This is a genomic window from Pantoea pleuroti, from assembly GCF_014156615.1.
Taxonomy (GTDB): domain Bacteria; phylum Pseudomonadota; class Gammaproteobacteria; order Enterobacterales; family Enterobacteriaceae; genus Pantoea; species Pantoea agglomerans.
Map to the genome: position 1 here is coordinate 425563 of NZ_SBFD01000004.1, position 14962 is coordinate 440524.

The window sequence follows — 14962 nt, forward strand, 5'->3', positions numbered from 1 at the left end:
GTCCCTCTGTTCCCTCTGGTCATAAGTATCATCTGATACACGCTGAGCAGACCCATCATGGTAAACCGCATCCAGCCATGATTTGCTGGCCAGCCGGTAATGCTCTTTGAGAACAGGGCAGAGCAAAGGCATTCACTGTAGTCAGTAAAAAGGATTCACTGTAATCAGCAGAGAGGGGCTTAGCCAACTGAAGTCAGAGCATTCACTGTAATCAGTAAACACAGTATAAGTGAGTGCTAACCAGTACGAGAGTAAGTACTAACTTACTTACAAAGCCTTATAATATGGTACGCAGAAGGGAGAGGGGGATGAAAACACTTTTGCGCAGCGGCCCGGATACTGATTACAGTGAACGTTACTGATCACAGTGAATGCCTGGAGAATACTGATTACAGTGAACTAAGTGCAGATGGCGCAATGTCACCGGTAACGCAGAAAGTGACACTGCCACGCAGGAATACTGATTATAGTGAACGTGAGGGGTTAATCATCAAACTCGATCTCATCCAGCGAATCGATGCTCTCCAGATTACTGATGCCATCAAGCTTAGGCGTACGGCTGTGGATAATAAAAAAGACTGAGCGTCCACGCTTCACTTCTGAGTAATCCAGATAACCGATCTCTTTCAGCTGCTCCATCGCGCGCCGTACGACATGGTTCTGCGTGGTGGTCTTAGAGCCGAGGTTCAGGCGCATACGCAGGCGTGCAAGCGAGATAGGCGCCGGATTGGTTGGCAGGCTCTCCAGGAAGGTGTAAAGCGCCTGTGCAGACTCTTTACGCTTCAGACGGGATATCGCACGGAGCTGAAGCAGGACCTTGTGGTCGAAGTTATAGAGTTCGAACAGCTTGGGGTCTGCCTGGATGCGCACAATATCTTTTTCGCGATCGTAATAAGCAGACTGAACAAGGTGGGTATGATACGCCTTACCGTTACCTTCAAAGGAGAGCGTATTGGTCGCGATGCGGCGCAGAGAGGCATCAAGACGCTTACGCAGGGCGGCTGAAGAGTTGGCAGAGGGAATGCCACACATCTTCACAAAGTCGATAAATGGCAGCGTGACGGTATCGCCTTTGGTCGGGTAGCGGGAAAACGATTGAATAATACCCGCCCAGGTTTTGAAATCGTTATCCATATCCAGCCGCGCGCCGGTAATGGTAATCTTTTCGTAGCCTTCCGCTTTCACCAGCGTCAGATTCTTCAGTTCTTTCGTCGCATCCGTTGATGCCATAGCACCGGATTTACCGCGTGCAGTAGATTTCAGCGTCGGCACGAACAACCCAAGGCGCATTAAAGCGACAGGCTGAACGGTATTATTCTTGTTGGGATGAAGCTGAATAACTTCACCACTGTTTTTTGTCACTGACAGAAAAGGTTCAAGTAACGCTTTGTTTTCGTTGTCTTTATCTGCCATGGCGTAAGATCTTCATTCTGTGGATGAAAGGGATCGTTTTCTGACTACAGTGAACATTAGCACTGTTTACAGTGAACATTCTACCTGGTACAGTGAATAAAGTACTGATTACAGTGAACACTTTACTGATTATAGTGAACGCGATCACCCTTTCAGCCCTTGTGGGGTGCGGCCTGCGACGATCGGGGATCTCTTAGGATCTCTATATGATCTATTAAGGATCGTTTATTAGGATCTGGTCACTGTATAAGTGGAAAACTTAAGGCGTGACATCATTTTAAGACGTGCTGACCATCAGCAAAAACTGGCCCGAAATCTGCCCAATGCCTGACAGGCTAATCAGCCATAGCAGCATTCATTCTCAATAAATAAACAACTTCCTCACTATTATTCATTTTTCATCATCAACTACAGCGCGTATCGTCTCTCCATCACTGACAGAATGAGGAAAACGGCACCATGACTGAACATGCCCTATCACGTAATCCCACAACTGGTGAAATTCTGGCACGCTATCCTTTGCAGAACAGTGCAGAGCTGGAACAGACACTGACTGAAAGCGCATCTGCTTTTGCAGCATGGAAACACAGCACCATGACGGACCGCGTTCGCGTATTGCGTCAGCTTGGCGAACAGATCCGCCTGCGTGAGCAGGATCTTTCCCGCATGATCACCCTGGAGATGGGTAAACCCATTGCACAGGCACGCGCTGAAGTTCTGAAATGCGCTAACTTATGCGACTGGTATGCGGAACATGGCCCTGCAATGCTGGCCGATCAGCCCACTCAGATTGCCGATGCGTGGCAGCGATTCCGTCCCATCGGGGTGATCCTGGCTGTGATGCCATGGAATTTCCCCCTGTGGCAGGTTCTGCGGGGCGCAGTGAGTATGTTGCTGGCAGGCAACACCTATCTGCTCAAACACGCGCCTAACGTCATGGGAAGCGCCACACTGATGGCTGAGCTGTTCAGGGCAACCGATCTGCCTGCTGGCGGCTTTAACCTGATCAACGTTGATAACGACGGTGTCTCCGTAGCCATCAAAGATAACCGCATTGCCGCCGTTGCCGTTACCGGAAGTGTCCGGGCTGGCGCCGCGATCGCTGCACAGGCGGGCGCAGCACTTAAGAAAACCGTGCTGGAACTGGGAGGATCCGATCCCTTTATCGTGCTGGCGGATGCCGATCTTGATGAAGCGGTTAAATCAGCCGTTATTGGACGTTTCCAGAATACCGGGCAGGTTTGTATGGCTGCCAAACGCTTCATTGTGGAAGCTCCGATCGCTGAAGAATTTGAAAAACGCTTCACTGCCGCGGTCCAGGCACTCACCATGGGCGATCCGCTGGATGAAAACACCTTCCTGGGCCCGATGGCACGCGCCGATCTGCGTGACGAACTGGATGGACAGGTAAAAGCCACGCTGCGAGAAGGTGCACGTCTGGTACTGGGCGGCGAGAAAGTGGCAGGGCAGGGTAACTACTACGCACCGACCATCCTCGCTGATGTCACCAGCGACATGACCGCGTTCAGGCAGGAGCTGTTTGGCCCGGTAGCCGCTATTGCGGTCGCCAGGGATCCACAACATGCGCTGGAGATCGCCAACGACAGCGAATTTGGCCTCAGCGCCACCGTCTGGAGCGGTAATGAAGAAATTGCCGATCGTCTGGCGCTGCAGCTGGAAGTCGGTGCTGTGTTTATAAATGGCAACGGCGCGTCCGATCCGCGCGTTACCATTGGTGGTGTGAAGAAAAGCGGCTACGGCCGTGAACTGTCGCACTTTGGTGTGCACGAATTCTGTAACGTGCAGACCGTGTGGAAGAATCGTCGCTAGTATTTACTGTGCCGACGGAAGATAAGCGGGCGCTGTTTTAGCGACCGCACTGAGCGGACGCAGCAACCGATGCGGTGCAAACGCACTCAGCATTGGTGACGCTGTGCCGCTCAGCATCTCCTCAGCCACCAGTCTGCCCAGCAATGGGGCAAGTGTCATGCCGCTATGGCTGACCATCAGATAAACGCGTGCTGACTCGCTGATGTAGCCTAATGCCGGCAAACCATCTGACGGACGCGACCGCTGTCCTGTTTCAATCCGCTCAATTCTCGCGCCTTCGGTGTTTTTTAACAGCCGCCGCAATCGACGCAGCATCTCTTTGCCTATCAGTCCATCCGGCGAGACCGGGCGTGCGGGATCGGCGTGCTGATCCAGATCCAGCGCCTGAAGCATCAGACGGCCACCGCCATCCGGCCGCACATTCAGTTCCGGGGTAATCAGATTGCATTTAAGTGGGATCGGCAGAGGCTGGGTCTGCGCCAGAAAACTGCAGGCAACAGGATCGGCGCGGTTCGCATCGGTCATCGCCAGTTCAAGCCCGCACTGACTTATCAGTTCCGGCGCCCAGCGACCGGTTGCCAGCACCAGCTGATCGCCGCGCCATTCATCCCCACTGGCCAGCGTAAGATGGACATCCTGCGCCGATTCAGTCAGCGTCGTCACTTCATTGTTGCAGACCAGCTGCCCGCCACTGGTACGCAGGTCAGCCAGCAGAGAGGCGATAAACAGGCTCGGATAAAGCAGACACTCCGACGGGAAAGACCAGGCGTGCTGAACGCGGGGATCGAGCCGCAACTCGGGCATTGTACCCAGTAACGCGGCGCGGCTACGCTTCTCTACAGGGTAATCGAGTGTCGTAAGCTTTGCTGCGCGCTGCGCCAGCTGGCGCAGGGATGATTCATCGGCTGCCCACTCCAGCGTGCCGGTTTCCAGCAGCCATCGGGGCGATGCAGGATGGTTAGCCTGCCAGCGCTTGTGCTCGTCTATCGCATGGGCATTAAGATCATGGTAGCTGGTGGGTTCTTTGCCGTTGGCATTGACCCAGGCATAGCTGATCTGACTGGTTCCGCTGCCAGGATAGTTTTTATCGAAGACGGTGACCTGTGCGCCCCGTCGCGACAATGACTGCGCGACGGCTAAACCCAGCACGCCTGCACCGATTACGGCAATACGTTGTGGCATATCTGGTCTCTCCTGAACAGGGATTAGTGGAAAACTGCTACCCGCCGGTTCGTTTACTATTGCGAAGTCAAAGAAGTACGTCAACCGCAGCGTCAGGCGGTGGTTTCATCGAACCATGCGGGCACCGGATCGGCCAGAGTGATCCACTGTTCAGGCCCTGCTGCCATCTCCTGCGGTGTCAGTAGCGCATGATCCAGTGCGGCACGGACGCTCTTCTCGTCCATCTCAATGCCGATAAACACCAGCTCCTGGCGTGCATCGCCGGTACCTTCCTGCCACTGTTCAGCGATAAAGTTGAGCGAATCCGCATCCTGTGGCCATTCAGTTCGCGGCACGCTGACCCACCAGCGCCCGGCATAACCCTGACGTGCCACTGCGCCCGCCTGCGACCACATCGCGGCATATTCCGGCCGACTGGCCAGCCAGAAGTAGCCTTTAGAGCGGATCACGTTATCAAGCTGGTGGTTTACTGCATGCCAGAAACGCTGCGGATGGAACGGACGACGGGCCCGATAGACAAAGTTACGAATGCCATACTCCTCCGATTCCGGCAGATGCTCACCGCGCAGGGTCTGCAGCCAGCCGGGTGCCTGCGCTGCCCGGTCAAAATCAAACCGGCCGGTATTCAGCAGACAGTCCAGCGGAACCTGCCCAAACTCACTGTTCACAATAAGCGCGTGCGGATTAAGCGCCTGCAGCATGCTCTTCAACTGGTGCAGCTGCGCCGGGCTGAGCAGGTCCGTTTTGTTCAGCACCAGCAAATCACAAAACTCAATCTGATCCACCAGCAGATCAACCACTGAGCGCTCATCCTGCGCGCCCAGCGATTCGCCACGTGACTGCAGATCATCGGCTGAACGATAATCGCGCAGGAAGTTGAAGCCATCGACCACGGTGATCATACTGTCCAGCCGGGCATAGGCTGACAGACTTTCACCCCCTTCATCTTCAAACGTAAACGTTTCGGCGACCGGCAGCGGTTCAGAAATGCCGGTAGACTCAATCACCAGGTGATCGAAACGCCCGGCCTGAGCCAGACGTTTTACCTCCAGCAGCAGATCTTCACGCAACGTGCAGCAGATGCAGCCGTTACTCATTTCGACCAGCTTTTCATCGGTGCGGGAGAGCTGCGCGCCACCATTGCGTACCAGCGCAGCGTCAATATTAATTTCAGACATATCATTGACGATCACCGCGATCCGCTGTCCTTCGCGGTTGTTCAGAATATGATTAAGCAGGGTAGTTTTACCGGCACCGAGAAAGCCGGAGAGAACGGCAACCGGCAGACGCGGATCGTCGGATGTCAGAGCAGAGAGTGTCATGGTGTTACCTGTGAAAACACGATTAGAGATACGTTATAACATAACATTAATGAGTTTGTTTTCAATCCGGATTTGTGTTTTTGTTTCGGGTATCAATGAGCGTTTTAAAAGGGAGTGGAAATGCAACAACTCACGCTTGTCCCGCGTCTGATGCCAGCCGTCAGGTCCGGAGAGAAAACCTCGACGATTCGCTGGCAGGAGGGCGATATCACTATGGGTCCGCTGAGACTGGTGAATCAGCACGATGAAACGGACGCGGTAATCGTGTGGGTGAAGCAGGTCGACACGCTGCGCTTAAGCGAAATCGCCGCGACGCTGGGGAAACAGGAGGAATGGCCTGATGAGGTGCTGCTGGAAGGGATGCGCGAGCACTATCCGGAGATCAGGCTGAGCAGTGAGGTGCAGCTGATTACTCACCTCACGCCCGCAGAAACCCTGCAGAAGCTCACTAAACCGTGATCAGCTATGCTCAATCACCAGCAGCGCCATCGTATCGGCTTCCAGCGCCCGAAAGATATGCAGCTCATCGCCCGGATAGGTAATGTAATCGCCTACATCCAGCTCCACTGCACTGTCGACCGGGCCCACCAGCGCACGCCCTTTAGCGATAATAATATGCTCAATGGTATTGGGGATATGGGGCTGGGAAATGCGTTCGCTGCCGGGCTGAACTTCCAGCAGATAGATATCACGCCGAACGCCGGGCGGGCAGGAGGCCAGCAAAACGGCCTGATAATCGGCCAGATCGGCGGTAACCGTCAGGCCCTCTCCACGCCGAATCACCTGCAGACGACGCGCATCCGGCTCCAGCAGCCGTGAAAATGGAATGTTCAGCGTTACGCAAAGCGACCACAGGGTTTCAATGCCCGGATTGCCATTACCCGCTTCCAGCTGTGACAGCGTAGATTTGGCGATCCCTGCGCGGCGCGCCACTTCAGCCAGTGAAAGACCGGCTCGCTGACGTTCACGTACTAAGGCATTGGCAATAATGCTGATAGGGGTATTCAAACGCACTCCTGATTACCTGAATGTTTTTTATATCGAACATAACGTTCATCTTGTAAAACGCTGTCGCGGTGTTCATTATATCGGATTATATGTTCATTATGAGACAGAGTGATGCTTTTTCCGCAAATGCAGTTGCTGGACAAAGGGGTGATCAAAGCGATTTTTCTGGTCTGCCTGGCTGATGGAATTGTTGGATTATCCTATGGCTCGCTGGCCTCGGCCGACGGGTTTCCGCTCTGGGTGCCGCTGGCGCTCTCAACGCTGGTGCTGGCCGGGGCGTCGGAGTTCCTGTTTATCGGCATTGTGGCCGGTGGCGGCAGTCCATTTACCGCCGCCGCAGCGGGCCTGCTGGTAAATGCACGTCATTTGCCGTTTGGCATCGCCGTCAAGGATCTGGTGGGGCAGGGTCCGTCAGGCTGGCTGGGCTGTCACATCATGAACGATGAAAGTGTGGTGTTTGGCATCTCTCAGCCGCAACTGGCGCAACGCCGCAGCGCTTACTGGTTGTGCGGTATCGGTATCGGCTTGATATGGCCGGTCAGCGTCATGTTCGGGGCAGCAATCGGGCAGTTTATTCCTGATGTCTCGGTGATCGGACTGGATGCGGTGTTTCCGGCGATCCTGATCGCCCTGATCTTCCCGGCGCTGCGCCAGCGACGCACCCGGATCCCCGCGACCGTCGGCGCGCTGCTCTCCTTGCTGGCGACGCCACTGGTTCCGGCGGGCATGCCGGTGCTGTTTTCACTGCTGGGCCTGCTGACATGGAGATCGCGCAAATGACACATCAGGGAATGATTATCGCCGGGATTGCTCTGCTGGCGGCCGGAACCTATCTGATGCGGTTTGCAGGCGTCAGGCTGGGAAACCGACTGCCGATCAGCGAGCGTACCCAGCAGATGCTCTCCGACGCCGCCACGATATTGCTGCTGGCGGTAGCGGCCACCACCACGCTGTTTGAAGGTCAGCATTTTGCCGGTGTGGCACGGGTGGCGGGTGTAGGCTTTGCCCTGTTGCTGGCGTGGCGTCGGGCGCCGCTGATTATGATTATTCTGGGGGCGGCGGCAATGACGGCGCTGTTGCGTTTTCTCGGCGTGCCCTGAGGATGTCATTAACCCCGGCAAAAGCGGGGATGTTATCGCGGTGAAAATTTGTCAGGATGGCACTCTCTCAGGCGTGATTAGTCCGATAACCTTGCAGGGATTGCTGGATGAACACTGTCCGTACCTGTTTCCTCCTGATGCTGCTGACTGTGATAACAGTCGGTTTAACCGCGGTTCCGGCCATTGCCCGACCCGATATGCGTCCGCTGGGCAGGAACATCGCCGACACAGGCTCCGCCTGGTATCGCTTCCAGAGTAAAATGTTTGTCTCACAGGATGGGGAACGGCACTATCGTGTGTGGCTTGCTATCCCCAAAAGCGATGCGCCGCCAGGCGGCTATCCGGTGCTCTGGCTATTGGATGGCAATGCGGCGATGGCACATTTGACAGAACCTCTGCTGAAAAAGCTGAGCAGCGGCACGCCGCCGGTGCTGGTCGCGGTGGGTTACGACACCCATTTGCCCTTTGATGTGGCGGCGCGTAATTACGACTACACCCCACCCAATGATGCGCCTGATACTCTGGTCACTCAGCCTCAGGGCCGCAAAGGTGGAGGGAGCCATCAGTTTCGTCAGCTGTTGCTGAACAGGATTGTCCCGTGGGCAGAAAGCCATGCGCCCAGCAATCCGCAGCGGCGTGCGCTCTGGGGTCACTCCTACGGCGGACTGTTCGTGCTGGATACCTTCTTTCATGCTGCCTGGTTCAGCCATTACTTTTCGGCTGCTCCCTCGCTGAGCTGGAATCATCAGCGCATTCTTACCCTGGCACGACGCGCTGAGGCTAGCCCGCTTAAATATCTGTCGCTCTATCTGATGGAGAGTGATGGCATCACCGAACGCCGAACCGGCCACTCTGACAATCTTCAGCAGGAAGAGCGTGCGCTTACTGACATCCTTCGCCCGAGCGGTGCCAGACTGATTCTGTCGCGTTATCCCGGACAGAGTCACGGCCAGATATTATCCTCGTCGCTGGTGGATACGCTGGAAATAGTCTCCGGTACCCGGAATTGATATCTGACCGGGCATCGCGGCATGATGGCGTTTCATCACCTGCCCGGAGTTCACGCATGAATCGTCTGCTACAGATTGGTCTTTTGCTGTTCCCTGATGTCACTCAGCTCGACTTAACCGGCCCGTGGGAGGTGTTTGCGCGCACGCCTGATGTCGAATGCCATCTCATCTGGAAAGATCGCCATCCGGTGCGTTCCGATCGTGGTCTGGCGATATTGCCGACCACTACGTTTGCAGATTGCCCGCCACTGGATGTGATCTGTGTGCCTGGCGGGCCGGGACAGATCGCCCTGATGTCGGATGACGTCACGCTGAATTTCCTTCGCCAGCAGGCCGTTCAGGCGAAGTGGGTTACGTCGGTCTGTACCGGTTCGCTGGTGCTGGGGGCCGCCGGATTGCTAAAGGGATATCGTGCGACCTCGCACTGGAGTTCCATCGATCAACTGGCACTGCTGGGCGCGGAGCCGGTCAGTCAGCGGGTGGTGCGCGACCGCAATCGTATCAGCGGCGCAGGCGTGACCTCTGGCATCGATTTTGCCCTGACGCTGGTGGCAGAAATTTCGGGTGACGCGGTAGCGAAATCGGTTCAGCTGCAGATGGAATATGATCCCGAACCGCCGTTTACCAGCGGTTCGCCGCATACCGCACCGCCACAGGAAGTGGAGCAGGCACGGGCGAAAATGGCTGAGTTTCTTGCCACTCGCCGTGCGGCAACCGAACGAGCCGCACGGCGACTACAGGCTGATTAGCTTACTGACGCCGGGGATGCGCAACAGCAGCAGTGACAGCGCCATTGAGAAGATTAACGTCAGGGCGATGACCAGCAGTTTATCGCCCAGCGTCTGGATGCGGATTGCCGCCGCCAGCAGGCCAAAAATCAGATAGTGCAGGATATAGACGCCGGTCATGGTCTTCCCCAGGGTCGTCAGAAACGGCGTCAGCCACTGGACTTTTTCCGGCAGGCGAATGGCGTTAATGCTGATCACAATCAGCACCACCAGCAGATAAACCTGTGAGCCCGTCAGCACCACATCGTTATGGGTGGCCAGAAAGCGCGCAAGAAAGTAATGACGCTCATACAGCCAGGTAAAGAGATAAACCGCGGGCAGCAGCAGCAGGCTGATCTTTATCACTCTGGGTGATGTCAGCAACTGCATCACGCGCGGCGCGGCCATCAGCCGACCCGTGAGATAGTAGAGCACCCAGGTCCAGATTCGGTATTGCGGCAGCAGCGAAAAGGCCCGCTGGCCCGGGTAGAGGCTGGCGAGCAGGTCATAGGCAAAAGCTAACACCAGCAGCAGTAAAATCCCCGATGCCATCAGCCCAGGCCGCTGAATAAGTCGGTCAATCAGCGGATGCGACACATAAATCACAATCAGCGCAATTACAAACCACGGCTGAATCAGATAGCCCTTATGATGCATACCCGCAAACCAGAAAAAGCTGAACCAGAAGATAAAAATCAGCAGAATGCGGCGAATTTTGCCAAGCTGCCACGCGGGCGTATGCCGCTCACCGGCGTCGATATAGCCGCTGAGCAGAAAATAGAGCGGCGTGGCGATTGTCGAAACAAAGCTCAGCAGGTTCAGCGTCAGATTGATGTCGTAATGGTAGCTGTCGTAGCTCTGGTAAAGCGTGAAAAACGAGACGGCGGTGATACAGGCCAGCGTCTTCAGCATTGCCAGTCCGCTCTTATTCACCGCGTGCCTCCCGGCCATGGAAGCAACGATAGATGACCGGCAGCACCAGCAGGGTCAATACTGTCGCGAACCCCAGGCCAAAAATAATCACCACCGCCATGCTCTGGAAAAAGACGTCGCGCAGCAGCGGCAGCAGGCCCAGCACCGTGGTGAAGGCGGTCAGCAGAATAGGACGCAGACGTGAGGTCGCGGCATCAATAATCGCCAGCTGCAGCGATTTCTCCTGCCGGAACAGCCTGATTTCCTCAATCAGCACGATCCCGTTACGGATCAGCATGCCCGACAGGCTCAGCAGCCCAATCAGCGCCATAAAGCCAAACGGAATACCGGTGAACAAAAAGCCACAGGTGACGCCAATCAGCGCCAGCGGCACGGTAATCCAGATAGCGACGGCGTCGCGCAGCGAGTTAAACATCAGCACGGTAATGATGAACATCGCCAGGAATCCTACCGGCAGCGAACTCAGCAGCCCGCTTTGCGCTTCACGTGAACTCTCCAGCTCACCTCCCCATTCAAGCCGGTAGCCCGCCGGGAGTTTAAGCTGGTCGATCTGTGGCTGAACCCGCGCTACCACCTGTGCGGAGGTTAACCCTGAGGCGGGATCGGGATCGGTCTGTACGGTCAGCACGCGCGTACGATCGCGGCGCATAATCAGCGGATTCTCCCACTCCAGCCGGAAGTCAGAAATCGCATTGCTCAGTGGGACAAAGTGCTGCAGGGCGGCGCTCCACAGCTGAATGTTCTCGATGTGATCGACACTCTGCCGCTCTTCATCAGCCGGGTAGAGCATCACCGGCATCAGCCGGGAACCGTCACGGAAAATGCCCACCGCGTCACCGCTGAAATTCATTCTCAGCGCCTGATCGATGTCACGTTTATCGATACCCAGTTCCTGACCACGCAGTGCCGAATAGACCGGGCGGATCACTTTGCTGCGCTCCTGCCAGTCGTTGCGCACCGGGAACGTCGAGCCATCCGCCAGGAAAATGGCATCCAGCTGGCTGCCGATGTGGCGCAGCACTTCGGGATCGGGGCCGATCACCCGTAGGGCAATGGCGCTGTCACTGGCGCTGCCAAACTGGATACGTTTGATGCGCTGATTCACCTGTGGGAAGTTCTGCTCAATATAGGCCTCGGTTTTCAGCGCCAGCGCATCAAGCTGTCGGCCATCCTTAACCCGCACCATAATCTGAGCGAAGTTGCTGTACTGCCGTGCCGCGTCATAGGTCAGGGTAAAGCGCAGAGCGCCCTGGCCCACCGTCGTGACCGTGGCTGCGACCTCAGGATCCTGATTAATGAACCGGGCAATATCCGCCGCCGTATTCGCGGTGTAATGAATATCGGTGCCATAGGGCAGCCAGAGATCGGTGAAAAAGACCGGCGTGCTGGAGGAGGGGAAAAAGTTCTGCTTCACCAGGGTAAAGCCATACAGCGACAGAGCCAGCAGTGCCACCATTACCGTCAGCGTGGTCAGGCGGAAACGCAGCAGGCCGACCAGCGCCTGACGATAGAGCCGGAATACGATGCCCTGATAAGGTGCCGAGGGTTCGGTTTGCTCAGGCTGAGCCGTGCTGCGGCGCTTCTCACTCCAGTTGATAAATACCGGCGTTAAGGTCAGCGCCGTGACCCAGCTCAGCATCAGTGAAATCAGCAGCACCTGGAACAGCGATTTACAGTATTCACCGGTCGAATCCTGCGACAGGCCAATCGGTGCAAAGGCGAGAATTGCAATCACCGTGGCACCCAGCAGCGGCAGGGCAGTGCGCCGCACCATGCGGGTAATGGCCTGCTGTAAAGGGTGCCCGCGCTGATGATCGATTTTGACCCCTTCGACCACCACAATGGCATTGTCCACCAGCATGCTGAGCGAAATAATCAGCGCGCCCAGCGACACCCGCTGCAGCTCAAGTTTAAACAGGTACATGATCAGGAGTGTGCCAAGCACGTTAAGCGCCAGCGAGGCGGCAATCACCATGCCGCTGCGCAGGCCCATAAACAGCAGCAGCGTTCCCACCACAATCGCCAGCGCCATCAGGAAATTGAGGATAAAGCCATCAACCGACTGTTTTACCTCATGCGCCTGGTTATAGAACAACTTCAGGCTGATACCGGCGGGCGTATCCTGCTGATAGTGCGCCATTCGGGCGGAAAGCGCGTCGCCAACATCAATCACATTGACGCCGGGCGCGAACGAAATGCCGATAGCCAGAGCCGCTTCACCGTCTGCAAAGTAGATATTGGCGGGATTGTCGGTAACGCCACGCGTCAGGGTGGCGATATCGCGCAGATGCACGTTCTGTGGGTTGCCAGCGGGCAGAATCGGCAGATTAGCCAGATCGTCCAGCGTCTGCAGTTCACCGGTGGGATGAAAACGGATGGATTCGCTGTCGACCCGCAGCGTTCCGGCACTGGCAACGCTGTTATTACGGCTCAGCAGATCGGCGACGCGCTGCGGCGTCATACCATAGGCGGTCATTTTGCTGGCGGAGAGAGCGATGCGGATCTCCTCCTGCTCGACGCCCGCTACCGCAACTTTAGCCACACCCGGCACCAGCACCAGGTCGCGCCGAAGCTGATCGGCGTAGTTGCGCAGTTCGCTGTTGGTAAAGTCTTTACCGTGGATGACGAAGAAGTAGCCGTAAACATCGCCGAAATCATCGTTGACCAGCGGAGCCTGAACGCCAGGCGGGAACTGCCGGGCCGCATCGCCGACCCGACGACGTAACTCATCCCAGATTTGCGGCAGCTGATCGGCCAGATAGCGGGTATGAATATTAACGGTAATCTGTGACAGGCCATTGCCAGAAATGGACGTGACATTGTCCAGCGACGGCAGGCGCTGCAGCGCATTCTCCAGCGGCAGCGTGACCTCCTCTTCAACCTGCTGTGCGGACGCGCCGGGATAGTGGGTAACAATCACCGCCGACTTAATGGTAAACAGCGGATCTTCAAGGCGGCCAATGTTGAGCAGCGCATAGATTCCGCCCACGCCCAGCAACAGAATGACCATCCAGATGCGAATGGGTTTATCAAGAAAATGCTCCTGAATACGCATTATAACCCCCGCTCGCGCTGCCAGATGCGCACCGCTTCACCCTCACGCAACTCACCCACACCGGCGGCAACGATACGGTCGCCCGGCTTCAGCCCGCTGATGATTTCAATGCCCTGGGCGGTGAGACGACCCACTTCGACAGGTCGATCTTTGATGCGCAGCGCCTCGCCATCCTGCTCAACCAGCCAGACGTGCGGCTGATTGGTGGGGCTGCGATCGGGATTAAATACCGCTGCTGCAGGTACGACCAGACGCGGCTGGGCAGGGGCATTTGGCAGGTTATGCAGCCTGACGCGCACCGAGCCGCTGAGACCGGCAACGCCAGGGAGATCAGCCGGACGCGGCATGGTCAGCACCACCTGATAGGTCAGCGTGGCGGCATCCGTCTGGCTGGTATGCTCTTTGTATTGTGCGGTGAAAAAGCGGCCTGGCAGGGCGTTAAACTGCACCTCAGGCTGATAGTCAATATTCTGGATATTGAGGCTGGTGAAGAGGGTTTCGGGCAGCGTAAAGATGACGTCGAGCAAATCGGCACTCGTCAGCAGCGCAATGGGCTGTCCGGCGGCCACGACCTGATGATTACGCGCCTGTACCCTTGCAATCACGCCATCAAACGGCGCGCGAAGGCTAAGAAATTGTAACTCCTCCTGTGCGATTTTCAGCGCAGTCGCGGCGGCATCGCGATTAGCACGCTGCACATCCATCTCAGACTTTGAAACGGCGCTGCGCTGGGCCAGCGTATTGAAGCGCTGAAATTGTCGCTCCGCCAGTTGCAGCGCCGTCTGGCGGTCGCGTACCCGTAGTTTCGCATCTGCATCATTCAGGGTAGCGAGAAGCTGTCCCGCTTTCACGGGCGTTCCGTCACGAATATCAAGCTGTACCAGCTGGCCTGCCCGTTTAAAGGCGAGATCGGTATTATCACCCGCCTGAATACGCGCAGGAAATACCCGGATATTTTGAGCGATGTCCGATTCAAGGGTGAAAACTTTAATTACGCGGGGCGGGGGAGCATCCGGTTCTTTTTTTTCATCGCACGCTGTCATAAAAAAACAACAGAGCAAAATGAGGATAACCTTGCGTTTAATCATTTTCTTTGCCTTAACATCAGCTTTTAAACTGCGGTTTGATAAGCATTAAGTCGTAATAAATCCTGATGCTTATCGCGACCGGGATAAACTTATTTTTAATCTTCGTCATATAAGTTTAACGAAGCGGCAGGGCCGCTTCGCCTGAATCGGCTTACGCCGCCATCTGAGAGACCACCAGCCAGGTCAGTAAGCCCACCAGAGTCGTTGCGGCGACCGCGAGAATAACGAAACCGCAAAGCATGATAATGCTCTGT

13 protein-coding genes are annotated in these 14962 nt (G+C 56.1%); 6 read left to right on the plus strand and 7 right to left on the minus strand.

Annotated features, from left to right (window positions below; all coding sequences use genetic code 11):
- Window positions 1-483: 483 nt before the first annotated feature.
- A complete protein-coding gene (locus EPG66_RS12850; protein WP_010246820.1) occupies window positions 484-1413 on the minus strand; it encodes a RepB family plasmid replication initiator protein in 930 nt (309 codons plus the stop codon).
- Between the two features lie 459 nt (window positions 1414-1872).
- Here EPG66_RS12850 and EPG66_RS12855 point away from each other — a divergent pair, with 459 nt between their 5' ends.
- Window positions 1873-3243: an aldehyde dehydrogenase family protein gene (locus tag EPG66_RS12855; RefSeq protein ID WP_069026881.1), complete on the plus strand. Its 1371-nt coding sequence runs from the start codon at window positions 1873-1875 to the stop codon at window positions 3241-3243.
- A gap of 3 nt (window positions 3244-3246) precedes the next feature.
- Here EPG66_RS12855 and EPG66_RS12860 read toward each other — a convergent pair whose 3' ends face one another.
- Together EPG66_RS12860 and zigA are read right to left on the minus strand one after the other, a co-directional pair.
- Complete coding sequence (locus tag EPG66_RS12860; protein WP_069026882.1) at window positions 3247-4425, minus strand: NAD(P)/FAD-dependent oxidoreductase; 1179 nt, start codon at window positions 4423-4425, stop codon at window positions 3247-3249.
- Window positions 4426-4517: 92 nt separating this feature from the next.
- Window positions 4518-5747, minus strand: a complete 1230-nt coding sequence (gene zigA / locus EPG66_RS12865) for a zinc metallochaperone GTPase ZigA (protein ID WP_182687098.1) — start codon at window positions 5745-5747, stop codon at window positions 4518-4520.
- Between the two features lie 120 nt (window positions 5748-5867).
- Between zigA and EPG66_RS12870 the strand changes: the two genes are divergently transcribed.
- Window positions 5868-6206 carry an ASCH domain-containing protein gene (locus EPG66_RS12870; protein ID WP_083069363.1) on the plus strand — a complete coding sequence of 113 codons (339 nt, stop codon included), beginning with the start codon at window positions 5868-5870 and terminating at the stop codon, window positions 6204-6206.
- Here EPG66_RS12870 and EPG66_RS12875 read toward each other — a convergent pair whose 3' ends face one another.
- Window positions 6207-6755: a helix-turn-helix domain-containing protein gene (locus EPG66_RS12875; RefSeq protein WP_010246810.1), complete on the minus strand. Its 549-nt coding sequence runs from the start codon at window positions 6753-6755 to the stop codon at window positions 6207-6209.
- A gap of 111 nt (window positions 6756-6866) precedes the next feature.
- Between EPG66_RS12875 and EPG66_RS12880 the strand changes: the two genes are divergently transcribed.
- From EPG66_RS12880 to EPG66_RS12895, 4 genes are all read left to right on the plus strand, one after another.
- Window positions 6867-7535: an AzlC family ABC transporter permease gene (locus EPG66_RS12880; RefSeq protein ID WP_182687100.1), complete on the plus strand. Its 669-nt coding sequence runs from the start codon at window positions 6867-6869 to the stop codon at window positions 7533-7535.
- Window positions 7532-7855 (plus strand): AzlD domain-containing protein, encoded by a 324-nt coding sequence (locus EPG66_RS12885; protein ID WP_010246806.1) that lies wholly within the window; start codon window positions 7532-7534, stop codon window positions 7853-7855. Before EPG66_RS12880 ends, EPG66_RS12885 begins: the two co-directional genes overlap by 4 nt.
- A 107-nt stretch (window positions 7856-7962) precedes the next feature.
- Window positions 7963-8865: an alpha/beta hydrolase gene (locus tag EPG66_RS12890; protein WP_182687102.1), complete on the plus strand. Its 903-nt coding sequence runs from the start codon at window positions 7963-7965 to the stop codon at window positions 8863-8865.
- Window positions 8866-8921: 56 nt separating this feature from the next.
- Complete coding sequence (locus tag EPG66_RS12895) at window positions 8922-9614, plus strand: DJ-1/PfpI family protein (RefSeq protein WP_083069367.1); 693 nt, start codon at window positions 8922-8924, stop codon at window positions 9612-9614.
- On the opposite strand, the gene EPG66_RS12900 is transcribed toward EPG66_RS12895, so the two are convergent.
- From EPG66_RS12900 to EPG66_RS12910, 3 genes are read right to left on the minus strand one after another with little or no spacing between them, the layout of a single operon-like run.
- Window positions 9600-10565, minus strand: a complete 966-nt coding sequence (locus EPG66_RS12900; RefSeq protein WP_069026887.1) for an acyltransferase family protein — start codon at window positions 10563-10565, stop codon at window positions 9600-9602. The genes EPG66_RS12895 and EPG66_RS12900 overlap by 15 nt on opposite strands.
- Window positions 10558-13620, minus strand: a complete 3063-nt coding sequence (locus EPG66_RS12905; RefSeq protein WP_182687104.1) for an efflux RND transporter permease subunit — start codon at window positions 13618-13620, stop codon at window positions 10558-10560. The genes EPG66_RS12900 and EPG66_RS12905 overlap by 8 nt, the downstream gene beginning before the upstream one ends.
- Window positions 13620-14708: an efflux RND transporter periplasmic adaptor subunit gene (locus tag EPG66_RS12910; RefSeq protein ID WP_182687106.1), complete on the minus strand. Its 1089-nt coding sequence runs from the start codon at window positions 14706-14708 to the stop codon at window positions 13620-13622. Before EPG66_RS12910 ends, EPG66_RS12905 begins: the two co-directional genes overlap by 1 nt.
- Window positions 14709-14962 lie beyond the last annotated feature (254 nt).

Coding starts and splice junctions, on each gene's coding strand:
- EPG66_RS12850 (WP_010246820.1), bottom strand. CDS start 1,413: ATGGCAGATAAAGACAACGAAAACAAAGCGTTACTTGAACCTTTTCTG.
- EPG66_RS12855 (WP_069026881.1), top strand. CDS start 1,873: ATGACTGAACATGCCCTATCACGTAATCCCACAACTGGTGAAATTCTG.
- EPG66_RS12860 (WP_069026882.1), bottom strand. CDS start 4,425: ATGCCACAACGTATTGCCGTAATCGGTGCAGGCGTGCTGGGTTTAGCC.
- zigA (WP_182687098.1), bottom strand. CDS start 5,747: ATGACACTCTCTGCTCTGACATCCGACGATCCGCGTCTGCCGGTTGCC.
- EPG66_RS12870 (WP_083069363.1), top strand. CDS start 5,868: ATGCAACAACTCACGCTTGTCCCGCGTCTGATGCCAGCCGTCAGGTCC.
- EPG66_RS12880 (WP_182687100.1), top strand. CDS start 6,867: ATGCTTTTTCCGCAAATGCAGTTGCTGGACAAAGGGGTGATCAAAGCG.
- EPG66_RS12885 (WP_010246806.1), top strand. CDS start 7,532: ATGACACATCAGGGAATGATTATCGCCGGGATTGCTCTGCTGGCGGCC.
- EPG66_RS12890 (WP_182687102.1), top strand. CDS start 7,963: ATGAACACTGTCCGTACCTGTTTCCTCCTGATGCTGCTGACTGTGATA.
- EPG66_RS12895 (WP_083069367.1), top strand. CDS start 8,922: ATGAATCGTCTGCTACAGATTGGTCTTTTGCTGTTCCCTGATGTCACT.
- EPG66_RS12905 (WP_182687104.1), bottom strand. CDS start 13,620: ATGCGTATTCAGGAGCATTTTCTTGATAAACCCATTCGCATCTGGATG.
- EPG66_RS12910 (WP_182687106.1), bottom strand. CDS start 14,708: ATGATTAAACGCAAGGTTATCCTCATTTTGCTCTGTTGTTTTTTTATG.